Origin of the sequence: Devosia psychrophila, assembly GCF_000971275.1 — a bacterium.
GTDB classification, from domain to species: domain Bacteria; phylum Pseudomonadota; class Alphaproteobacteria; order Rhizobiales; family Devosiaceae; genus Devosia; species Devosia psychrophila.
In genome coordinates this window covers 50,291-72,990 of the sequence record NZ_LAPV01000113.1, presented here as the reverse complement: position 1 = coordinate 72,990, position 22,700 = coordinate 50,291, and the positions used below count along the sequence as shown (strand labels likewise).

The 22,700-nt window shown below is 60.8% G+C and carries 21 protein-coding genes; 5 read left to right on the top strand and 16 right to left on the bottom strand.

The features are described from left to right. Positions 1 to 390 precede the first annotated feature (390 nt). The 7 genes from WH91_RS24635 to WH91_RS10640 form a co-directional block, all read right to left on the bottom strand. Positions 391 to 552, bottom strand: coding sequence for a hypothetical protein (locus tag WH91_RS24635; protein ID WP_158409552.1), 162 nt, complete (start codon positions 550 to 552; stop codon positions 391 to 393). 152 nt (positions 553 to 704) lie between these two features. Then, complete coding sequence (locus tag WH91_RS10665) at positions 705 to 3,344, bottom strand: nitrate reductase (protein ID WP_046170993.1); 2,640 nt, start codon at positions 3,342 to 3,344, stop codon at positions 705 to 707. Then, a complete protein-coding gene (nirD, locus tag WH91_RS10660; RefSeq protein ID WP_046170992.1) occupies positions 3,341 to 3,673 on the bottom strand; it encodes a nitrite reductase small subunit NirD in 333 nt (110 codons plus the stop codon). Before nirD ends, WH91_RS10665 begins: the two co-directional genes overlap by 4 nt. A 115-nt stretch (positions 3,674 to 3,788) precedes the next feature. Then, positions 3,789 to 6,239 carry a nitrite reductase large subunit NirB gene (gene nirB / locus WH91_RS10655; RefSeq protein ID WP_046170991.1) on the bottom strand — a complete coding sequence of 817 codons (2,451 nt, stop codon included), beginning with the start codon at positions 6,237 to 6,239 and terminating at the stop codon, positions 3,789 to 3,791. A 9-nt stretch (positions 6,240 to 6,248) separates the two neighbouring features. Next, complete coding sequence (locus WH91_RS10650; protein WP_046171004.1) at positions 6,249 to 7,040, bottom strand: ABC transporter ATP-binding protein; 792 nt, start codon at positions 7,038 to 7,040, stop codon at positions 6,249 to 6,251. 11 nt (positions 7,041 to 7,051) lie between these two features. Then, on the bottom strand, positions 7,052 to 7,945 hold the full coding sequence (ntrB, locus tag WH91_RS10645; RefSeq protein ID WP_046170990.1) for a nitrate ABC transporter permease: 894 nt from the start codon (positions 7,943 to 7,945) through the stop codon (positions 7,052 to 7,054). Between the two features lie 65 nt (positions 7,946 to 8,010). After that, positions 8,011 to 9,300, bottom strand: a complete 1,290-nt coding sequence (locus WH91_RS10640; RefSeq protein WP_046170989.1) for a CmpA/NrtA family ABC transporter substrate-binding protein — start codon at positions 9,298 to 9,300, stop codon at positions 8,011 to 8,013. A gap of 975 nt (positions 9,301 to 10,275) precedes the next feature. Between WH91_RS10640 and WH91_RS10630 the strand changes: the two genes are divergently transcribed. Next, positions 10,276 to 11,040 (top strand): tetratricopeptide repeat protein, encoded by a 765-nt coding sequence (locus WH91_RS10630; RefSeq protein ID WP_244542384.1) that lies wholly within the window; start codon positions 10,276 to 10,278, stop codon positions 11,038 to 11,040. 91 nt (positions 11,041 to 11,131) lie between these two features. Here the strand turns inward: WH91_RS10630 and WH91_RS10625 are convergent, their stop codons facing one another. The 8 genes from WH91_RS10625 to WH91_RS10590 form a co-directional block, all read right to left on the bottom strand. After that, the gene (locus WH91_RS10625) at positions 11,132 to 12,139 is read right to left on the bottom strand and encodes a type II secretion system F family protein (protein ID WP_046170987.1); all 1,008 of its coding nucleotides are present in this window, start codon (positions 12,137 to 12,139) and stop codon (positions 11,132 to 11,134) included. Positions 12,140 to 12,151: 12 nt separating this feature from the next. Continuing rightward, positions 12,152 to 13,126, bottom strand: a complete 975-nt coding sequence (locus WH91_RS10620; protein ID WP_046170986.1) for a type II secretion system F family protein — start codon at positions 13,124 to 13,126, stop codon at positions 12,152 to 12,154. After that, a complete protein-coding gene (locus tag WH91_RS10615) occupies positions 13,127 to 14,617 on the bottom strand; it encodes a TadA family conjugal transfer-associated ATPase (RefSeq protein WP_046170985.1) in 1,491 nt (496 codons plus the stop codon). An 88-nt stretch (positions 14,618 to 14,705) separates the two neighbouring features. Beyond that, positions 14,706 to 15,977 carry a CpaE/TadZ family protein gene (locus tag WH91_RS10610; protein WP_052952745.1) on the bottom strand — a complete coding sequence of 424 codons (1,272 nt, stop codon included), beginning with the start codon at positions 15,975 to 15,977 and terminating at the stop codon, positions 14,706 to 14,708. Positions 15,978 to 16,004: 27 nt separating this feature from the next. Beyond that, the gene (locus WH91_RS10605) at positions 16,005 to 17,423 is read right to left on the bottom strand and encodes a type II and III secretion system protein family protein (protein WP_052952743.1); all 1,419 of its coding nucleotides are present in this window, start codon (positions 17,421 to 17,423) and stop codon (positions 16,005 to 16,007) included. Between the two features lie 13 nt (positions 17,424 to 17,436). Beyond that, on the bottom strand, positions 17,437 to 18,342 hold the full coding sequence (gene cpaB / locus WH91_RS10600; protein WP_052952741.1) for a Flp pilus assembly protein CpaB: 906 nt from the start codon (positions 18,340 to 18,342) through the stop codon (positions 17,437 to 17,439). Between the two features lie 208 nt (positions 18,343 to 18,550). Then, entirely contained in the window at positions 18,551 to 19,051 is a 501-nt protein-coding gene (locus WH91_RS10595) for an A24 family peptidase (RefSeq protein ID WP_046170984.1), read from the bottom strand. A 129-nt stretch (positions 19,052 to 19,180) separates the two neighbouring features. Next, positions 19,181 to 19,360: a Flp family type IVb pilin gene (locus tag WH91_RS10590; protein WP_046170983.1), complete on the bottom strand. Its 180-nt coding sequence runs from the start codon at positions 19,358 to 19,360 to the stop codon at positions 19,181 to 19,183. Between the two features lie 386 nt (positions 19,361 to 19,746). Between WH91_RS10590 and WH91_RS10585 the strand changes: the two genes are divergently transcribed. The 4 genes from WH91_RS10585 to WH91_RS10570 all read left to right on the top strand — a co-directional run bounded on the left by WH91_RS10585 (position 19,747) and on the right by WH91_RS10570 (position 22,147). Beyond that, on the top strand, positions 19,747 to 20,202 hold the full coding sequence (locus WH91_RS10585; protein WP_046170982.1) for a pilus assembly protein N-terminal domain-containing protein: 456 nt from the start codon (positions 19,747 to 19,749) through the stop codon (positions 20,200 to 20,202). A gap of 110 nt (positions 20,203 to 20,312) precedes the next feature. Beyond that, the gene (locus WH91_RS10580; RefSeq protein WP_046170981.1) at positions 20,313 to 20,876 is read left to right on the top strand and encodes a TadE/TadG family type IV pilus assembly protein; all 564 of its coding nucleotides are present in this window, start codon (positions 20,313 to 20,315) and stop codon (positions 20,874 to 20,876) included. After that, positions 20,876 to 21,451: a TadE/TadG family type IV pilus assembly protein gene (locus tag WH91_RS22605; protein WP_052952739.1), complete on the top strand. Its 576-nt coding sequence runs from the start codon at positions 20,876 to 20,878 to the stop codon at positions 21,449 to 21,451. Before WH91_RS10580 ends, WH91_RS22605 begins: the two co-directional genes overlap by 1 nt. Before the next feature lie 72 nt (positions 21,452 to 21,523). Beyond that, on the top strand, positions 21,524 to 22,147 hold the full coding sequence (locus WH91_RS10570) for an HAD family hydrolase (RefSeq protein WP_046170980.1): 624 nt from the start codon (positions 21,524 to 21,526) through the stop codon (positions 22,145 to 22,147). Positions 22,148 to 22,293: 146 nt separating this feature from the next. On the opposite strand, the gene WH91_RS10565 is transcribed toward WH91_RS10570, so the two are convergent. Next, positions 22,294 to 22,686 carry a VOC family protein gene (locus WH91_RS10565; protein ID WP_046170979.1) on the bottom strand — a complete coding sequence of 131 codons (393 nt, stop codon included), beginning with the start codon at positions 22,684 to 22,686 and terminating at the stop codon, positions 22,294 to 22,296. Positions 22,687 to 22,700 lie beyond the last annotated feature (14 nt).

Sequence of the window (22,700 nt, the reverse complement as noted above, 5' to 3'; positions counted from 1 at the left end):
GCATCAGCATATCCTGCTGCATCCGCTGGCGAAGCGGCCTGGTAGGAGCCTCGGTCGATAGAGTAGCCATGGCAAGTTCCTCTCGTTGAAGGGAACTCCATGGTCAGATCAGCTGCCGCTCGATCAATAGCTTATAATGAAACCGAGACCCCGCCGCCCGCACCCTCCCGCGAAGCGGGTTCGTGCATGGGGTCGAATGCAGACCGGCGGCTCGGCGGTGGAAAGCGGGCAGTCGGCATTTAGGTGTGGACGCCATATAGCAGACGACGAGAGTGATACGGGGTGCCGAGGCTCATGCCCTGAGCGTGCAATTGCTGGACGATATAGGGGAGTGTCCGACGAGACATGTCGTCACTGCTGTGGTGCTGGGATCGGCGAGCGCACCCCATTTCAGCGTATGGGCAGGACGCCCTTCCGGGAGTGATTGGCTACGAACCGAACGGAGTGGGCGTGGTCGGGGTGGATCAGCGAGATGCCCAGCCGACTCGCCAAGCCGAAAACCGAAGTGATTACGGGGACGGCACTGAGGGCAATGCCGCGCCGTTCAAGCATCTCGATCTCTTCCCCGGCACGGAAACCATCGGGTCACCCGATTTTTGCCGAACCACATGCTTGCCCTGCTCAGCGCGGCTAAGCATCATCGCCTTGATGTCTTCCTGCTGGCAGCTGTTGCGGGCATCACGGCTAGCCGAGCGATGCGGGCTTTATTCGGCGGCGGCGAGACGATGTGCATCGATGATCCCCCGGATTTCGGCGCGGCAGGAGCCGCAATTGGTGCCGGCCTTGGTGCAGGCGCCTACAGCTTCGACAGTCGTGCAGCCTTGGTCGGTGACGGCGGCGGCGATGGTATTGCTGCCGACTGAGAAGCATGAGCAGACAATCGCGCCGCTATCGGGCATGTCGGCGCCGGGGCGGCCAGCCAGCACGGTGGAGGCATTGAGGCTCTCGGCGGTGAGGAGGCCAACCGCCCATTGCCGCGATACCAGCACCGGATCGGGCGACGTGTAGAGCGCGGCAACGAGCCGGCCATTGTCGAGCACGGCGAAGCTGCGGCGGCCAGAACGGGCGTCGAGCACGCTTTGCACGCTGGCGCCAGCGGGCAAAGCAAAGGCACTGCGCAGCCAACCATCCCAATCGGCAGCTTCGTCGAACCAGGCCAGTTCCCCACGCATGCCGCCGATGGCTTCGGCGACGGCCCAATAGCCGGTATCGAGCATCGGGCGCTGGGCCGAAACGAAGAAGCCGTAGAGACGGGTATGGATCGGTTCGGCATGCACCTCGGCCATCTTGAGGGCGGGCTGGGCGGAGAAAGGGTCGACCTTGGCGGTGACCAGTGCGTCGATGCGGCCATTGGAGGCGAATTGGTCGGTCCAATGCATCGGCACGAAAAGATGGCCGCGGCGTTGGCGATCGGTGACCAGGGCGCGGACCACGGCACTGGCGTGGCGATTGCTCAACTGCACCAGCGTGGCCGGGCGGATATTGAGCCGGTCGGCGTCGGCCGGATGGATTTCGACAAAGGGCTCGGCATAGTGCGCCGAGAGGCGCGGCGTTTTGCCGGTGCGCGTCATGGTGTGCCAGTGATCGCGCACGCGGCCGGTATTGAGGATGAAGGTTCCCGGCAATGGCGCAAAGGGTGGCGGCGGCAGTACGGGAACGAAGCGAGCCTTGCCGTCGGGGGTGAAGAAGTGGCCATCGCCGAACATGCGGGCGGCGGGCTTGTGCCGCACCGGCCACTGCGTCGGCGGCAGGCTGGCATAATCAACCCCGACCAGGCCGGACAGATCGAGGTCGCGGCTGCCGTGGTTCTCGAACGCCGTCAGGGCGACATGCTCGGCGAAAATCTCGGCGGGGCTGAAATAGGCAAAGCCATGCTCAAAGCCCATGCGGTTGCCGACTTCCTTGATGATCCACCAATCGGGGCGAGCTTCCCCCGGCAGGGCAAGAAAGGGACGCTGGCGCGAAATACGGCGCTCCGAATTGGTGACGGTGCCGTCCTTTTCGCCCCAGCCGGCGGCCGGGAGGCGGACATGCGCGGTCCGGCCGGTGTCGGTCCGGTCGGAGATGTCGGAAACTACGACGAAGGGGCAGGCGGCGAGCGCCGCGCGCACTGCGTCGGCTTCGGGCATGGAATCGACCGGGTTGGTGGCCATGATCCAGACCGCCTTGATCTCGCCGCGCCCCATGGCGGCGAAGAGATCTACTGCCTTGAGGCCGGGCTTGGTCGCGACGTTGTCGCTGCCCCAGAAGCGGCCGACGCGGTCGATGGCGTCGGGGGTGAAGTCCATGTGGGCGGCAAGGATATTGGCTAACCCGCCGACCTCGCGGCCGCCCATGGCATTGGGCTGGCCGGTGACCGAGAAGGGCCCCATTCCGGGCCTGCCGATGCGGCCGGTCAGCAGGTGGCAATTGATGATGGCATTGACCTTGTCGGTGCCCGAGGACGACTGGTTGACGCCCTGCGAATAGACGGTGACGGTCTTTTCGGTTTTGGCGAACCAGTCGTAAAAGAGCTGGACGGACTTCTCGGAAAGGCCGGTGACTTCCGCGATGCGGCTGACCGGCCAGTCTTCGGCAACCAGCAGCGCGGCTTCGGCGCCGGACGTGTGGTTTTCCATAAAATCGGGCGCCGTGATGCCAGTGCGGGCCAGGTAACCCAGCAGTCCGACAAACAGGGCACTGTCGCCATCGGACTGCACCGCCAGATGTAGGTCGGCGATATCGGCACTCACCGTCCGGCGCGGATCGATGAGCACCACGCGCATATTGGGACGCTCGGCCTTGGCCCTGACGATGCGCTGGTAGAGTACCGGGTGACACCAGCCGAGATTGCTGCCGACCAGCACGATCAGGTCGGCCAGTTCGAGATCTTCGTAATTGCCGGGAACGGTATCGGACCCGAAGGCGCGCTTGTGCCCGGCCACAGACGAGGCCATGCAGAGGCGCGAATTGGTATCCATATTGGCCGAGCCGATGAAGCCTTTCATCAGCTTGTTGGCGACGTAATAGTCCTCGGTGAGGAGCTGGCCCGAGCCGTAGATGGCCACCGAATCTGGCCCATAGTCGGCGATGGCTTGCTTGAACGTGTTGGCGACGCGGTCGAGCGCTTGGTCCCAGGTGACTCTGGCGCCATCGCTTTCGGGGTAAAGCAGGCGGCCATCGAGGGAGAGAGTCTCGCCCAGCGCCGAACCCTTTGAGCAGAGCCTGCCGAAATTGGCCGGGTGATCGGGATCTCCCGCAATGGAGACCGACCCGTCGGGTTGCGGCGTCGCCAGCACCCCGCAGCCAACCCCGCAATAGGGGCAGGTTGTGCGGACGACGGTGCTGGTGACGGGCTGGTTCATTCCGCCGCCACGGCCAGGACTTCTGACGCGATGAAGATGCGGCCATCGACCACGTCGATGGGAAAGGTGCGGACCCCGCCGACATCGGCGCCGAGTGCCTTGCCCGTGGTCAGGTCGAAGACCCAGTTATGCAGCGGGCAGGTGACCGATGCCCCATGCACGATGCCTTCGCTGAGCGGGCCGTTGCGGTGCGGGCAGCGGTTTTCCATGGCGAAGATCTGGTCTTCCTGCGTGCGGAAGACTGCGATCTTGCCGGAGGGCGTATTGACGCAACGGGCGCCGCGGCGCGGAATGGCATTGATGTTGCCGATTTCGATCCAGTTGGTCATTGCCAGTGATCCTTTGCGGAAAGGCATTTCGTGCGTGTGAGGAAGGCCCCCTCACCCGACGCTGCGCGTCGACCTCTCCCCCAGAGGGAAAGGTAAAAAAGGTTGGTCATCGTCATCATTCCGCCGCCACCGGCATGCCGAATTCGGACATGGCGGCAAATTCATGGGCATCCTTGCCGTTGACGCGTTCTTCCCACGGGTCGATCTGGGCAAAGGTCTGCGAGAAGACAAAGCGGTCGTAATAGGCGCGCCGCTTGTCGAGATCGGTGACGACATTGGCCAAAATGGAAGGCGTGCCGACCCGCTTGGCCCATTTGTAGATGCGCTCGAGATAGCGGCCCTGCTCGCGATACAGCTGAGTCAGCGCGACGATAATCTCGAGCGCCTCGTCTTCGCTGTCGGCGTGGCACAGCAGTTCGGTGCCCTTGATGTCGAGGCCCGCGGCGCCAGCAAAATGGATGTCGTAACCACTGTCGACGCAGATCACGCCGATGTCCTTGCAGGTCGCCTCGGCGCAGTTGCGCGGGCAGCCCGATACCGCGAGCTTGAGCTTGGCCGGGGTCCAGGCGCCCCACATGAACTTTTCGAGCCGGATACCGAAGCCGGTCGAATCCTGGGTGCCAAAGCGACACCAGTCCGAGCCGACGCAGGTCTTTACAGTGCGCAATCCCTTGGCATAGGCGGCGCCCGAGACCATGCCGGCGGCATTGAGATCGGCCCACACTGCGGGAAGATCCTCTTTCTTCACTCCGAGCAGATCGATGCGCTGGCCGCCGGTAACCTTGACCGCCGGAATGGCGAACTTGTCGGCGACGTCGGCAATGGCGCGCAATTCCTTGGGACTGGTCATGCCACCCCACATGCGCGGCACCACCGAATAGGTGCCGTCCTTCTGAATATTGGCGTGGACGCGTTCGTTGATGAAGCGCGACTGGCCATCGTCCTCGTACTCACCCGGCCAATCGGCGACGAGATAGTAGTTCAGCGCCGGCCGGCACTTGGCGCAGCCGCAGGAGGTTTTCCACTCCAGCTCCTGCATCACCTGCGGAATGGACTTCAGCGACTTGGCGATGATCAGGCGGCGGACGTCGTCATGGCCCAACTCGGTGCAGGCGCACATCGGCGGCACGGCAGCGGGGCTATAGCCATCGCCCAGCGTCGCGTGGAGCAGTTGTTCGACGAGGCCCGTGCAGGAACCGCATGAGGCCGAGGCCTTGGTGTGGGCGCGAACGCCGTCTAGGGTGGTCAGGCCCTTGGCGGTGATGGCACCTGTGATCTTGCCCTTGCACACGCCGTTGCAGCCGCAAATCTCTGCCTCATCCGGCAATGCTGCAACGGCCGCCATAGGGTCCAGGGGGGAGCCCCCCTGATAGGCATGTCCAAAGATAAGCGTGTCGCGCATGGCGCGGGTATCGGTCTGGTTCTTGAGCATGTCGAAGAACCACGGGCCGTCAGCAGTCTCGCCATAGAGCACGGCGCCAATGATTTTTTCGTCGCGCAGGATCAGGCGCTTGTAGACGCCGGCCGTGGCGTCACGCAGCACGATTTCCTCGCGGTCCTCGCCCTCGCCGAAATCACCGACCGAATAGAGGTCGATGCCGGTCACCTTGAGGCGCGTTGCGGTGTATTGCGGCACGAAGGTGGCGCCGTGGTCGCCGCCGAGATGGGCCGCGACGATATTGGCCTGCTGGTAAAGCGGCGCGACGAGGCCATAGCAGGTGCCGCCGACTTCGGCGCACTCGCCCAGCGCATAAACGGCCGGGTCCGAGGTCTGCATCTGGTCGGTGACGACGATGCCGCGATTGACCGCGAGGCCGGCTTCCCTGGCGAGCGCCCCGTTCGGGCGGATGCCCACGGCCATGATGACGATATCGGCCTTGATGCGCGTACCGTCATCGAGCAACACAGCTTCGACACGGTCGGTGCCAAGGATTTCCCTGGTGTTGGCCTTGGTGATGACCTGGATGCCGCGGCGTTCAAGCTCGCGCTGCAGCAGATAACCCGCGGCCGGATCGAGCTGGCGCTCCATCAGGGTCGGATTAACGTGAAGAACCGTGACCGACATGCCTTGGTTGATCAGCCCTGCGGCCGCTTCGAGGCCGAGCAGGCCGCCGCCGATGACGACGGCATGGCCGCGTGCCTTGGCTGCCAGCATCATGGCGTGAACGTCATCGAGATCGCGGTAGGTCAGCACGCCGGCAAGTTTGTGTCCGGGCACCGGAATGATGAACGGCACCGAGCCGGTGGCTATGATCAGCTTGTCATATTCTGCGGTCGCGCCCTGTTCGGAGCGCACGATACGGTTCTCGCGATCGATCTCGACGACCTTGTGCCCCTTGTAGAGCAGGATTTGGTTTTCGACGTACCAATGATCGCCATGGATGATGATGTCCTCGAAGGACTTTTCACCCGACAGCACCGGCGAAAGCATGATGCGGTCGTAGTTGACGCGCGGCTCGGCGTTGAAAATGGTGACGCTGTAGCGGCCCGGATCGGTCTCGAAGAGCTTTTCGAGGGCGCGGCCGGGGGCCATGCCGTTGCCGATGATGACGAGTTTTTCGGTCATGGTCAGTCCTCAACCGGCTTCAACGAAGCGGTGGCGCTCGTAAAGGAATTTCAGCACCGCCTCGCGGCATTTAAGGTAGGTGCGATCGCTTGCGAGCTCGATGCGGTTGCGGGGGCGTTCCAGCGGTACGTCCAGCACCTCGCCGATCCTGGCGGAAGGGCCGTTGCTCATCATCACGATGCGGTCGGAGAGCAGCACCGCCTCGTCGACGTCGTGGGTGATCATGATCATGGTCGAACCCAGGCGCTTCTGGATATCCATGACGGCATCCTGCAGGTGGGCGCGGGTGAGGGCGTCGAGCGCGCCGAAGGGCTCGTCGAGCAGCAGGATCTTGGGCTGCATGGCCAGGGCTCGGGCGATGCCGACACGCTGCTTCATACCGCCGGAAATCTCAGTCGGGCGCTTGTCCTTGGCGTGGCTCATCTGCACCAGGTCGAGGTTCTGCATGATCCAGTGATGGCGTTCGGCGCCGGTCTTGCTGCGGCCGAACACCTTGGCGACGGCAAGATTGACGTTTTCATAGACCGTCAGCCAGGGCAGCAGCGAGTGGTTCTGGAACACCACGGCGCGCTCCGGGCCAGGACCGTTGACCTCGCGGCCTTCGAGCTGGATGCCGCCGGAGGAGACTTCGGTCAGGCCGGCAATCAGGTTGAGCAGGGTGGATTTGCCGCAACCGGAATGGCCGATGATCGAGATCACCTCGCCCTGGGCGATATCGAGGCTGACATCCTTGAGGACCTCGGAGCGCACGCCGCCGCGGTCGAAGTGCTTGTCGACATTTTCGATCTTGAGATAAGTCATGGCTGGCATCCTCAGTTGGCCGATGTGCCGCGGGTGACGAAGGCGCCGATGGCCGATACGAGCTTGTCGAGGATGAACCCAACCAGTCCGATATAGGCCAGCGCCACGATGATGTCGGAGAGGCGCGAGCTGTTCCACGCATCCCAGATGAAGAAGCCTATGCCCACGCCGCCGGTCAGCATTTCAGCCGCGACGATAGCCAGCCAGCTGAGGCCTATGCCGATGCGCAGGCCGGTGAAGATATAGGGCGCTGCCGCCGGGATCATGATCTTGAAGAAGAATTCGAGCTGGTTGAGCTGAAGTATGCGCGCGACGTTGTGATAGTCCTGCGGGATATTGCGCACGCCGACAGCAGTGTTGATGAGCACCGGCCAGACCGAGGTGATGAAGATCACAAAGATTGCCGAGGGTGCCGCATCCATGAAGGCGGCCAGCGACAACGGCAGCCAGGCCAGTGGTGGCACGGTGCGCAGGATCTGGAAGATCGGGTCGAGCCCTCGCATCGCCCAGATCGACTGTCCGATCAGCGCGCCGACCATGACACCGATGACGGCGGCGAGGCCGAAGCCGATGGCCACTCGCTGCAACGAGGTCAGGACACGCAAGCCAAGGCCGATATCGCCCTGGCCGTAATCGAAGAACGGGCTGTAGATCAGCTCCGCGGCTTCCGTCCAGATGCGGCTCGGGGCCGGCAGGGAGGCGCCCGGCGTCGAGCAGAGGATTTCCCAGATGAACAGGCCCAGCGCCATCACCACCAGCGGCGGAATGACATTGGCGGCAACGTGCCCGAGCGTCTTCTGCCAGGAACTCGGGCGCGAGGCGGGCTTGGGCAAGGCGATGACGTCGGCCTTGGCAGGGACCGTGGGCGTGGCCGGGGTGACGAGGCGTTGGATGGTGGCGGTCATGATCAGGTGTCCTTTCGGGGCAAGGCCGGAAAGGGCGCGGGGATTGGTCCCCGCACCGCGTTGGGTCAGGCCATCGCCTTGATGGCGAGGCTATCGAGATAGGCAGTCGGGTTGGCCGGATCGAAGATCTTGCCGTCAAAGAAGGTTTCCGGCCCGCGCGAGGTGCCTTCCGGAATGTCGGCGGCAGCAACGCCGAGCGCGGCAGCGGCGCCACGCCAGATGTCTTCGCGGTTGACCTGATCGACCGTGGCGGTGATCTCGGTGGAGCCCGGCAGATAGCCCCAGCGGATATTCTCGGTGAGGAACCAAGCGTCGTGGCTTTTGAACGGGTAGGACGCATGGTCCTTCCAGAACTTCATTTCGAGCCCGGTCGCGGTGGCGACGCGGCCATTGCCATAGTTAATGTCGCCCTTGAGGCGCCCGGCAACGTCAGCGGCCGGTATGTTGAACCAGCTGCGCTTGCCGAGGATCTGCGCCAGCTCTTCCTTGTTTTCGATGGCGTCGGCCCATTGCGCCGCTTCCATCACCGCCATGAGGATAGCCTGGGTAGCCACCGGGTTGGCTTCGATGAACTCATTGCGCAGGCTCAGCGCCTTTTCCGGATGGCCCTTCCACAGCTCGCCGGTGGTTGCGGCGGTGAAGCCGACGCCCTGGTTCACCAGCTGCTCGTTCCACGGCTCGCCAACGCAGAACGCGTCCATGGTGCCGACCTTCATGTTGGCGACCATCTGCGGCGGCGGCACGGTGATCAGCGAGACCTCTTTGGTGGGATCGATGCCGCCAGCAGCAAGCCAATAGCGGATCCACATATCGTGCGTGCCGCCGGGGAAGGTCATGGCGACATTGACTTCCTCGCCGGCGGCCTTGCGCTCGGCGAAGATCGCCTTGAGCGGGCTGGAGTCGAGGCCAACGCCGGCATCCTTGTAAGCCTGGCTGACCGAGATCGCCTGCGCGTCGAGGTTGAGGCGGGCAATGATGGACATCGGCACGGGCGTGCCGCCGGTCACCGTGCCCAGGCTCATGAGATAGGGCATGGGGGTGAGGATATGGGCGCCATCGATGCCATTGGCGGCGCCGCCAAGCACCAGATTGTCGCGCGTGGCGCCCCAGGAGGCCTGCTTCATCACTTCGACATCGGGCACGCCATGTTTGGCGTAAAAGCCCTTTTCGAGGGCAATGATCAGAGGCGAGGAATCGGTCAGGGCGATAAAGCCCAGCTTCGCGCCCGTCACTTCCGGACCTGCTCCCTGGGCAAAGGCTCCGGACGGGAAGAGTGTCCGTGCCGCTATCAGCGTTGCGGCGGTGGCCGTAGCGCCCTTTAGAAAGCTGCGGCGGGTCGTCGTGGTCTGCATCATCAAGTTCTCCACTGCACCGATTGGAAAAACAAAAAAGCCGCCAACTGGTCAGCATGGTCTGGCGACTCCATGCGGCACCTGTTGGCAGCTTTGCCTGGGGACGCCCATCATTGGACGTCGATTAAAGGGCCGTCTTGGGAGCAGCGCCTTCGCTACCGGACATTGCACGAAGCGTGCCAACTGCGACGCGTTGCAGTTTCGGTTGAAGTATCAAAGATTTACGTGAGGGCTCGGCCGCGGCCCGCTGAAGCGGCGCAGATCAGAATGGCTCAAAACTGCGCCAAGTTGCCCACTTCGTGATCATACACAGAATATGCACAAGTTTGGCTCAGGCGATCAAGCGCTGCCCGGCGATATAGGCGTCTAGGGCTTTGGGATCAAAGAGTAGCCGTCGAAAAAGCGGTCTGGCCCCATCAGCAAGAAAGCCATTGAGGACGTTAGGTCCTCAATGGTGGGGTAGTAAGGAGCGAGGCACTGCGCCAGTGCAATCGCATATGCCGCTTTGTCGGTCGGCAAGCGAATACTGGTCTGGAGCTTCTCGGTGACTGCGGCCGTTTCTTTCTTGGTGGCACACTCCCTTGCGAGTTCTGCTGCCGCTCGGCGACTAAGGCCTCCGACCCGTTGCAGTGCAAACTCCCTGGCGCCAGCAGCGATCAACGAGGTGATGAAGTCTTGTTTGGGTTAGCCATATTATCCTCGGGCACCGGCTACAGCTGGTCATCATGTTGATGGTTGTCAGAGGAGGCGGCTAAGCGAGGTCCCTTTCGGCAGGCGCTCCGTTACTGGATATGGCCTTGAGGAATTTCCAAATTCCAGCTCTGCCTGACTGAATTGACAATCCGGTTGGTCTCAAAAGACCCCGACAAGCGACCCGGCAGAGTGGCGGCAACGCTCCTCAAACCCTACTTTAACTGGGTGTTAGGGTTAATGATTTATTTCATCGGTGACGGTGCCGACTGGCCCGAGGAGTTGCCCGTGACAACGCTGACCCACTTTATCAAGCCCTTGCGCAGTCTGTTGCTTGCCGGTGTGGCTGTAGTGGCGATCAGTGCCTGTGCCAGCAATCGCATGCCATCGCCGGATTATTCGGGCATGGCGGCGGGCCAAAGCCAGCAGACGCTGGGAGAACTCACAGCGCGCTACAAGAACAACCCGAAGGACAAGGGCGTCGCCATTCAATACGCGGCGGCGCTGCGGGCCGTGGGGCAGAGCCAACAGGCAGTTGCCGTGCTGGAAATCAGCATGAGCCAATATCCGCGGGACGCTGACGTCAATGTCGCCTACGCCAAGGCCCTGACTGCCGAAGGCCGGTTCGAGCAATCGCTGCAGGTACTGGACAATGTGATCCGCCCTGAGGCGCCGGACTGGAATGCGTTGCTGGTCAAGGGCGCAACGCTCGACCAATTGGGGCGCAATGCCGAGGCGCGCGTGCTTTATACGCAGGCATTGGTGTTTGCACCCGGCGAGGCCTCGATCGAGGCCAATATGGGCCTCTCCTACGCTATGACCAGTGAATTGCCGGCTGCCGAGCAGCATCTGCGTCGGGCAGTCCAGATGCAGGGCGCCACCAGCCGGATCCGGCAGAACCTGGCGCTGGTCGTCGGGCTGCAGGGGCGCTTTGATGAATGCCGCGCGCTCTATGCGGCGGAACTACCGCCCGAGCAGGTCGACAGCAACATGGCCTATGTCCGGTCGCTGCTGACACAGCAGAACCGCTGGGACATGATCGCCAAGAGCTAGGCTGTCCTCCGACTTCCAAGCATCGCGTTATCATTGCCGCGCAACGGAAATCCGTTTTGCGCGGCGATCTTGTTGTAATTGCAGGGGAGTATCAACCGCCGCCGACGGTGCTGGCGACGGGGCCGCCGAAGACCTTGATCATTGCGGGTGCGATGATGACGATGAACAGCACCGGCAGGAAGAACAGGATCAGCGGCACTGTCATCTTGGGTGGCAGCGACGCGGCCTTTTTCTCCGCATCCATCATGCGCATTTCGCGGCCTTCTTCGGCCATGACGCGCAGGGCCTGGCCGACGGAGGTACCGTAACGATCTGCCTGGATGAGGGCGGTCATCACCGATTTCACGCCATCGAGACCGGTGCGGCGCCCCAGATTATTATAGGCTCGGCCGCGGTCTTCGAGGAACGACAGTTCCGCCGTGGTCAGGGTCAGCTCTTCGGCAAGCTCGATGCTCTGCGTGCCGATTTCATTGGCGACGCGTTTGAACGCGTGTTCGACCGACATGCCGGACTCGACGCAGAGAAGCATCAAATCGAGGCAATCTGGCCAGGCACGCTTGATCGAGAACTGGCGCTTGCTGGTGGTGTTCTTGAGCATCACCGTGGGAAGGTAGGCGCCAACCAGCGCCCCGCCGATGGCATAAGTGAGGTTGAGGTATAGCGGCCGGCCACCGGGCGCCAGCACCAGCAGGTAGAATGCTGCAACAAGGAAGATGGTGATCGGCGTTGCGAGGCGCGCGAACAGAAACGTGGTCAGGTGGCCCTGCCCGCGGTAGCCAGCCATGGCCAGCTTGTCGACAGTCGCATCGTCCTGGAACGCCTTCTTGAGATCGAAGCGTTCGACGACATTCTTCATATAGGTCTTGGTTTCGCCGCTGCGCCGGATACCACGGCTATCGGTGACGACCGCACCGCGAAGGCGGGCCATTTCCTCGGCGCGCATTTTCTCACGCTCCAGCGCAACGCGCTTGATGCGGTCCTTCAACTGCGACTTGACGATGAAGCTGGTGCCGAAGGTGAAAACCACAGCAGCCGCCGAAACTGCGGCAAGCACGGAGATCAGGAATTCCCGCTGGGTCAGAAGCGCGAAGATGTTCATTGCGATCTCCGATCAGTATTCGAACTGAACCATGCGGTTCATGACGAAGATGCCGAATGCCAGCATGAACACGCCGACGCCGAGCCACACCTGACCGAGCGGGGTGAAAAACAGTGGTCCCAGATAGGCGGGGGATACGACGCTGACCAGTGTGCCGACAACGAAAGGCAGTGAGCCGATAATGCTTGCCGACGCCTTGGCCTCGGAGGACATGGCCTTGATCTTCTGCTTCATCTTCTTGCGGTTGCGCAGGACTTTGGCGAGGTTGCCCAGCGCTTCGCTGAGATTGCCGCCCGACTGCTGCTGTACGGTGATAACCACGACAAAGAAGTTGACCTCGGAGACCGGCACGCGATCCAGCAACACGCCGACCGCCTCGCTCATCGACATGCCGAAAGCCTGTTGATCGAGCACACGGGCAAATTCGGAACGCACCGGTTCCTTGGCATCCTTGGCCACGACGCGGATGGAATCGTTGAGGGGAAGGCCTGTCTTGACGCCACGCACGATGGCTTCAACCGCGTTGGGCAATTCGTCGAGGAACAGGCTCTGGTATTTCTTGCGCTTGCGCTTGACCCACATGCGCGGCAGCAAATAGGCCGCGGCCAGGGCGAACACCGGTGCGAGATAGATCGGCACCTGCAGCAGCACAAGAATGACCAGCACCACGACGCCGAAAATGATGCTGTTGCGGATGAAGACGCCTGGCTTGATGGTCATGCCGGCCTGAAACAGCATCTGCGGCAGGGTCAGGCGCTTCTTGGCGTTGAGCGAAGCGGTCTGCGACTTGAGCGCCAGCGTGACGCTCTTGCGACGCTCGTCACGATTGCGCGCCGCGTCGACTTCCAGCCGGTTGACCCGGATATCGCCCTGCAAAGCCTTGCGGCGCTTTTGGGCGCGGCCGCTGCCTAGAGCTGAGGGAACCAGCGCAAAGCCGGCAGCACCGACTGCGACCATGGCAAGGACGATGAGGAAGATGGTGGTCATCTACGAATCCAGCAACTGGTGATGCTCGGTGTTGGACTTTTCGAGTGCCTCGATCAGGTTGGCTTCTTCGTTGAAGTAGCGGGCACGCTCGGCGAACTGCGGCTTGGTGATGCCGGTGGAGCGGTGCTTGCCCATCAGCATGCCGTTGCTGTCTTCGCCCATGATGTCATAGACAAAGATATCCTGGGTCACGATGACATCGCCTTCCATGCCCAGGATTTCGGTGATGTGGGTGATGCGGCGCGAACCGTCACGCAGGCGCGCGGCCTGCACCACGACGTCGATCGACGAGGTGATCATCTCGCGAATGGTGCGGCTGGGCAGGCTGTAGCCGCCCATGGTGATCATGGATTCAAGACGCGACAGAGCTTCGCGCGGGCTGTTGGCGTGCAGCGTGCCCATCGAGCCGTCATGGCCGGTATTCATTGCCTGGAGCAGATCGAAGCTTTCGGGGCCACGGACTTCGCCGACGATAATCCGTTCGGGACGCATGCGCAGGCAGTTCTTGATGAGATCGCGCATGGTGATCTCGCCTTCCCCCTCCAGATTGGGCGGACGGGTTTCGAGACGCACCACATGTGGCTGCTGGAGCTGCAATTCGGCCGAGTCTTCGCAGGTGATGACGCGTTCGTCCTTCTCGATGAAGGCGGTGAGACAATTGAGCAGCGTGGTCTTGCCCGAGCCGGTACCACCTGAAATCAGCACATTGGCGCGGACGCGACCAAGGATGCGCAGCACTTCGGCGCCTTCGGGCGAAATGGAATTGTACTTGACGAGCTGCTGCAGGGTCAGCTTGTCCTTCTTGAACTTACGAATGGTGAGCGCGGCACCGTCGATGGCGAGGGGTGGCGCGATGACGTTGACGCGCGAACCATCGGGAAGGCGGGCGTCGCAGATCGGGGAGCTTTCATCGACGCGGCGGCCGACCTGGCTGACGATGCGCTGGCAGACGTTCATCAGGTGGGCGTCGTCGCGGAAGCGCACATTGGTAAGGCGCACCTTGCCGGCGACCTCAATGTAGCATTTCTGGCTGCCGTTCACCATGATGTCCGAGATGTCGTCACGCGCCAGCAGGGGTTCGAGCGGGCCATAACCCAGCACGTCGTTGCAGATATCCTCGAGCAGGTCTTCCTGCTCGGAAATCGACATGATGATGGATTTAAGCGCGATGATTTCGGCGACGATATCGCGAATTTCCTCGCGCGCCGCGTCCTGGTCCATGGTCGCAAGCTGGCTGAGGTCGATAGAGTCGATCAGCGCGTTGAAGATCGCCGATTTGGTCTGGAAGTATTCCTTGTCGCGCGCGGAATCGGCTGGGGCGCGGACATCGACCACATCTTCATTGCTGCGAATGCGGCTGGCCATGCCGTCATTATCGCTGGTGCGGCGGGACGCAGCGGCTGGTTCGGCACGGGCGGGGCTGGCAATCGGGCGCGCAATTTCGCCGACGCCCGGGGTATTGCCGCCAAAAGTTGTGCGCTTGCCGAACATTTTATCCTACCGTTCTAGAGCCGGATACGATTTGACGCGATCAAATCACCGGCTCCATCTGCTTGTTGTCGCGAGGTCGCGAGCGCTATCAGGCTCGTTTTTTGAGGAATGAAGGCAGCTTCATCAAGCTTGATGATTTGCCGCTCGAATGGGATACCTGCCGCCCCGTTACATGCATGCTGATGGCGCGATAGACATCGTTGATCTTGTTGTTGGCCGCGACCTCGGCGATCATCTGGCCGTTATTGGCTGCGGTACCAAAGAGAGCAGCGTCGAACGGCACCTGCCCGAGCAGCAGGCACTCGACGGAGCTGGCGAATTCCGCAGGGTTGATTTCGGGGCGGCGCGGCATCGCTACCTTGTTGAGGACGAGGCACGGTGCGCTTTCGGCGGGGCGCAGCGCACGGATGGTGTCGGCGAGGTTCTTGGCATTGCGCAGATTGGCCAGGTCGGGCTCGGCGACGATCACCACTTCATCGACCGTGGCCAGCGTCTGGCGCACCCAGGCATTCCAGGCATGGGGAATGTCGAGCACCACGATGGGCATGGTGTTTTGGCACAATTCGAGGATCTGCTCGAACTCGCGCTCCTCGAAATCATAGGTACGGTCGAGCGTCACCGGCGCGGTCAGCAGGTTGATATGGTTGGCCGCCTTGCTCATCAGGCGATCCAGCATGGTCTGATCGACCTTCTGGCTGGCCTGCAGCGCATCGGCCAGGCCGTGCGGAGGATCTTGGTTAAAGTTGAGGCCGGCAGTGCCAAAGGCCAGGTCCATATCGACGATCAGGCTGTCCTGGCGGAGCGCAGTCGCGATGGCCCAGGCGACGTTGTGCGAAACGGTCGAGCCACCGGCGCCACCCTTGGCGGAGACGAAGCCCACAGTGCGCCCGATCGGGGCAGAATTCTCGGAAGCGAAAAGGTCGGTGATGGCGCCGACAATCTGCTGGGCCGTCGCCGGCAGAACGATGTATTCGGAAATGCCCGAGCGGATGAGCTCGCGATAGAGCAGCACATCGTTGACATGGCCCAGCACGACAACCCGCGTCGAGGCATCGCAAACTTCGGCGAGGCGCACGAGTGCGCCCGGAATTTCTTCCGGGGTCAGGTTGGTCTCGACGATAATGAGGTTCGGCGTCGGGTTGGACTTGTAGGTCTCGACGGCGCCGTCGATGCCACCATTGTGGGTGGTCAGGGCAACCTTGGACATGCGCCGATCATGGATGGCGCTTTCGACCAGCTGGGCAGTCTGGGAATGCTCGCAGAAAGCCTGAATGGTAATGCGCGGAATGAGGCGCGCACCCGAGGCGATGTCGGCTGCGGGCTCTTCGGCCTTCCGGGGGTCTGAAGACAGGAAACTCATTAGACGAACTCTCCTTGACGCCTGACCTCAGTCGAGGACGAAGCCGACAGAACCACTGAAGCTGCCACGCATTTCGCCGGTCTGGCCGACGCCGTACATATTTTCCAGGCGACCCAGGAAAATACCTTCGGCATCGGTGGCAGCGGTGGAGGTGTCCGTTGGTACGGGTATGGTGTTGGCGGGGCTCGGTGCGACCAGATAGGGCGTGACCAAGATGACCAGTTCGGTTTGATCGGTCCGGAAATCGCGGGAGCGGAACAGGGCGCCCAGGATAGGGATATCACCCAGCCATGGGAACTGTTCGATCTGGGTGCTGGTGCGCTCTTCGAGCAGGCCGCCAATCGACAGCGTGGTGCCGCTCGGCAATTCGACCGAAGTGCCGGCCTCGCGCTTGGTGATCGACATGTCGGCCTGCGGTTCGGAGACCGAGGTCTTGACGGTCAGGCCGATGCTGCCGTTGGACTTGACTACCGGGGTAAAGGCCAGCTCCACACCGTAAGGCTTGAACTCGATTTTCCTGACCAGCTTACCGGCGTCATCCTCATCGAAGGTGGAATAGGGCAGTTCGCCACCTGCCAGGAAAGTCGCCTCCTGGCCGGAAATGGCCGTCAGCGTTGGCTGCGCCAGAACGCGCAATGCACCATTCGCCTCAAGCGCGCGGATTGCGGCGGAGACCGATGTACCATTCGACGTCGAGCTGAAATTGGCGCCATGCGGGATCTCGCCATCCTTCATCAGGTTGACCAAGCTTAGCAGGTTGGTGGTGCCGACATTGAACGCCGCAGCCAGGTTGATGCCAAACTGCTTGGCAATAGAGCGTTTGACCTCGGACACGGTGACCTGGAGCATGACTTGCTGGGAGCCGGAAATGTCGAGAATGTTGGCGACATTTGTCACAGATCCTGCGAACTGCGTAGCGACCTCGCCCGCCCGATCTCGGTCTTCAGCTGACAACACATTGCCGGTCAACACGACGCGATTGGTATCACCGCCCAGGGTTACCGATTCAACGCGGATATTGGAGCCGGGAATGATGCGTGCGAGCGCCAGTTGCAGGGCATTACCAACCTGAGACGGCTGTTCCGTAACCTTGACATCGAGCACCTGAATGGTCTGGCCATTGTCATCAATGAAGAAAATATTGGTGTCGCCACCGGTAACGCCTTGAACCAATGCCCGGGTACGGGAACGCATGATTGCCGCAGCGACAGACGGCTGAGAAACTATCACCTCGGCGGCGCCTGCCGGCAGGTCAATCAGCACCGTCTTGTTGAGTTCGACCTGAAGCTGCCGCGTGGCGCCATAGGCTGCGGCGGTGATGGAAACGTGCGTCTCCTGCGCAACGGCAACAGAAAGGCCTGTGCCGGACAAAAGGCCCGCGACGAGAATTGGGGTGGCAAGGATATGCGCGGCGTGGCGGCGAAGCAATTTGGACGAGAGGGTCATGATCATCTCCGCCTTACAAGGGCACCGAGGCAGGGTCGATCGGCGGAGCCACCGACGGCATGACGGGCGCGGAATAGGTGGGGGTAGTGGCGGCGGGAACCTGCTGGTCGGCAACGGTGGCGGCGTTTCCGGACTGGATCGACTGTTCCTTGCCGAAGCGGATCAAGCGGACGGTCTGGTTCGACGATAGGGCGTCAGCGGTGGATTTTTTGAAGTCGACAACTGAGCGAAGTGTCAGGCTCAAATCGCCCACGGTAGACGCATTGACCAGGGTTTCGGCCTGGGCAGGGGTCAGTTCCAGTGTGGCGATGGTCGCATCGGTAAAAGTCACTGGTGTGGTTGCCGGCGTATTGGGATCTTCCTGGCCGCCGGTGGTGCCCAGCTCGCCCAGGCGCTGTCCTATGGCCAGCACGCGCACATTGGACAAGATAACTTTCGAAGGCTGACCCTCGGGTGTAAGCAGCACGTCGACATGGTCGTTGGGAACGACGAAACCGCCAGCGCTGGACACAGCGGTGACCCCGACGGAGACGCCGCGCATTCCTTCGGCAAGCACAGCAGAGAGATAGCCCTGGTCGGCGCGGACCAGCTTGGCCTCGCGAATGGGTTCACCGGGGAAGAATTCGAAGCGGACGACGGCCCCCGTGAGGCTAACCGGCGCATCGGGCATGGCCGAAATGGTAACGTATTCAGGACGCAAGGCGCCCTCGGGCCAATCCTGCCATTGCACGGACTCGGGGCTCAAGCGCTCTCCGACGCCAATCGGGTTTCGGGCCACCAGAATCTGGGCCTTGGCTTGCTCGACCACTTCGGTCGAGGCAACCTGTTCAGGCGCAGAGCCGCCACGCGTCACCAAGAAGGCCGCAAGGCCCCCAGCGACGAGCGCCACAATCAGCAACATGATACGCGCCGGCTTCATGACTCACTCCCGGTTGTACGCGGGCACGAGGCGCCCAATTCCACCGAGTTGAACTGTGACGGCAAAGGGTCAAAGTTTGGTTAACTGGAGCTTTGCCCACGCAGTTAACAATATGTAAATTTTACGATTTTTGGATCAAAGCAACAGAACCGCCGCTGTCCGCTGTCATTATTGGACAGAACAAAATTTGTATTTCCAGATTGGCAGTTCAAGCAATCAAGCGCTCAAAAATGGTCGAGTTCGTATAGACGAGCATTCCGGCGATGGCCAAAGCGATGCCGTACGGCACCCCCTGCTTGCGATCATGCAAGCGCTCGAGCCAGCGATAGCGCGCCAGGAACGGGGTCAATGGCATGTGGCGCAGGGTGAGAATGGTCAGCGTGAGCACGCCACCCAACAGGGCAGCATAAACCAGATACGGAAGTGTCAGCCCAAAACCCAGCCAAAGCGTCGTTGCAGCGGCCAGCTTGGCGTCGCCGCCGCCGATCCAGCGCAGGGCAAAACACGTGAACCCGACAGCCAGCACGACCAGCGCGGCGGCGATGTGCATGCCGAACTGCTGCAGCGGCAGATTGATCGCCAGGGCCACCGCGAAGAAGCTGGCTACGAGGAAGAGCACCAGCTTGTTGGAAATGCGCATGGTCAGCAAATCCGACGAGGCGGCCAATGCCATGGCGATGGGAAACAGCAGCATTGCGAAGGTGGACATTCTGGCTCTCGCTAAGGCTCCAGGGACCGGAGCCACATCAGCATCGCTCAGACACGATTAACAATCGGCAAAAAAAAGCAAAGGGGGCGCGAACGCCCCCTCATATATATTCGCGCAGTTCGCTGCGACTTATTTGGGAACGGTAATGCCGCTCAGCTTGGTCGAGATGCCGTTGAAGAGGTTACCCAGGCTGCCACCGAGAGCGGTAGCGGCAAGGATGATACCGACAGAGATTAGAGCGGCGATCAGGCCGTATTCAATTGCAGTTGCGCCAGACTCGTCCTGCGCAAAACGTGCGAAAGTGTTCATTATCAGGCTCCATAATTACGCCATCTAGTGGCGTTCATCGCCCGACACGTAATACATCGGACAGCTGTGGAACCTAGCGATGACCTCTTGATATTGCGTTAATCGGAAGCAGCAAAACTGCAAGTATCGCGCGCTAATTTCCCATCATAATCAATTGGTTAACACGATATTACGGGTTTTATTCAATGTTTAACTTGCTGAAATTCGAACTAATTACCGTGTCATACGCCAATCAATACTTCTCTAGACAATTGTCGTGTCAAAAACCCTCAACAAGTCCTAGATCATAACTTCGGTAACTGGAAAATTTGGCGCAAACTCGTTTGCCAATTATAAACCATTCCAGCTGAAAATGCCTTATCGCGTATAGTACCGCCGGAACCGCCATGCGTCCCATTCTCGCCGCCGCCTTCGCAATCAGTCTGTCGCTGGCATCCGGCCTTACCGGAACGCTTTCGATCGCGGCTGATGGCGCGCCGATCAACGTCAACGTTAACATGGCGCGCATCCTGCGCATCAATGCGGCCGCCGCTACGGTCATCGTCGGCAACCCCGGTATTGCCGATGTCACCATCCAGGATCCGCAAACGCTGATCCTGACGGGCAAGAGCTTTGGCCAGACCAACCTGATCGTGCTGGATAGTGCCGGCAATCCGATCGCTGATACGATGGTAGAAGTGGTTCAGATGCAGGCCGGGGTGGTCACTGTCTACCAGGGACAGTCGCGCACCAGCATGGCCTGTGCGCCAACCTGCCAGTCGGTCCTGATGATGGGCGACGACAGCAAATTTTCCGCCGAAGTGCTTGCCTCGTCGCAGTTGGTCAAGCAGATGGCGGACTGACGTTCATATTTGCTTAACCCTGGTTGCAGGCAAGACGCCTGAGCCAGAATTTCCTAACCATTGGTTAGCTACGCGCGCCTAGTTTCACCCTATTACAACCGGGTGGACGCATGGCGACCAATCTCGCCTCACTATTCAAAAGAGCCTTGCTGCCTAAAAGGTGGCGGGCCTTTGCACGCGACGAAAGTGGCGTAACGGCCATCGAATTCGGTCTCCTGGCCCTCCCGTTTTTCTCGATCATCGGCGCCATCCTAGAGACCTCGCTGGTGTTTCTCTCGGGGCAGATACTCGACAGCGCCGTACAGGACACCGGCAGGCTGGTCCGTACCGGCCAAATGCAGTCGGCCACGATCCAGACCTTTAGGGCCAATGTTTGCGACAGGCTTTATGGTCTGTTTGATTGCACCAAACTGTTTGTCGATGTGCAGGTTCTGACCACCTTCAATGCCGCCACCATCAAGCCGCCAGTAGATTTCAACTGCAAAACCCAGACCGAATGCGAGTGGAACCGGAACGAGATCGTAACCCCCGGCAAGACATCTAACATCATGGTAGCACAGGTCTATTATCGCTGGCCGGTCGTTCTCAATTTTGGCGGCTTATCGCTGGCCAATTTGGCCACCGGTGAGCGCGTGCTCGGCGCGGCAAGCGTCTTCAAGAATGAGCCCTTCTGATGATTAATGTATGGCGCAAACTGATTGTACGGCTTCGGCAGTTCCTTCGCGTCGACGACGGCGTGGCCGCAGTCGAGTTCGCCCTCATCCTTACACCCATGCTGTTGCTGTATGTCGGCACGATGGAAGCCAGCACGCTGATTTCGATGGATCGCCGCTTGCAATCGGTCGCTGGCACCGTGGGTGACTTGGTTGCCCAATCCAATGAAACGATTACAGCGACACTACTAACCGATTATTTCCGGGCGGCCAGCGGTATCATGACCCCTTTTCCGGCCGGCGATATTCGCCAGATAGTGACGCAGGTGGATGTCAAAGCAGACGGCACAGGTACGGTTGCTTGGTCCAAGCAATACGTCAACGGCGTGTATGCCAACGGGACTGATTATCTCCCGAACAGCAGCTACAAGCTGCCAGACGCAATGGTCAACATCTCCAAAGGCCAGAGCGTCATCGTGGCCAAGGCAACCTATTCCTACCTGCCGCTGTACGGGATTGTCATCGACAAGCCGCTGCAACTGGCTCGCGAGAATTTCTTCATACCGCGCTTCGGTGGTACCATCACCGTCAACTAGCGCCAGCTGTCTTGCGCGGGTCACGGGCGCATGGCACAAGCCGGCATCCCTTGATTATCTGGCGGCAGAACCATGAACGACGATACGCTTGTCCCCGTGTTCGACCTTGGCGGCGTGTTCGTCGACTGGAACCCGATGTATCTGTTTCGCAAGCTGTTCGAGAGCGAAGATGATGCGCTGTGGTTTCACCAGAATATCTGCACGCTGGACTGGAATCTCGAATTCGATGCAGGCGAGATCTATTCGGAAGGCGTCGCCAGGCTCATCACACGCTTTCCGAAATACTGGCGCGAAATCCAGGCGTTCGACCTGCGCTGGAAGGAAACGTTCGGCGGCTTCATCCAGGGCACTATCGACATCCATAACGAGCTGATCGAGCAGGAAATCCCGACCTTTGCGATCACGAACTTCTCTTGGGAGAAGTGGGTCAGTTGCCTCGGTGAATGGCCATTCCTCGAGAAGTTCGACGGCGTCATCGTCTCGGGCCTCGAAGGCCTGGTGAAGCCCGACCCGCGGCTGTATCGCGTGTTCTGCGAACGTTACGGCATTGCGGCGGAGAACTGCGTTTTCATCGACGACAGCGAGCCCAATATCGCCTCGGCCCGCAAGTTTGGCATGAAGGGTATCCACTTCAAGGACCCAGCTTCGCTGCGCAAGGAACTGATCGAGCTGGGCCTGCCGCTGAAGGCGCTTTAGCTTAGCTGAAGGCTCTGTAGTTTAGCGGCTACCCCAAACTGGCCTCCCCCTGATAGGGGGAGGGACGGATCGAGTTTTCGGAACCATGGTGTCAAATACCCCTGCCAGATTCCCCCTTTTCAGGGCGAGGTTAGGTGGCGGTATCCTTACTTGAACCGGCCACCCTTCTGGATGACTTCGATCTTGTAGCCGTCGGGGTCGGTGGCGAAAAAGAAGCGCGCAACCGGCACGCCGTCATTCTTGAAATCCACCAGCTTGCCAACCGTCAGGCCTTCGGCGGTTAAGCGGGCGTGTTCGGCATCTACATCATCGACCACCACGGCGAGATGGCCGTAGCCATTACCGAGATCATAGCCTTCCGTGCCGTGATTGACGGTCAACTCGAGCTCGAAGCTGCTTTCATCATTCGCCAAATAGACCAGCGTGAAGCTTTCAAACGGCAGTCGATCAATGACCTCGAGCGCAAAGGCGCGGCGGTAGAAATCCACCGAACGGGCTTCGTCAGTCACGCGGATCATCGAATGAACGAGTTTAGCCATCTTGCAATCTCACA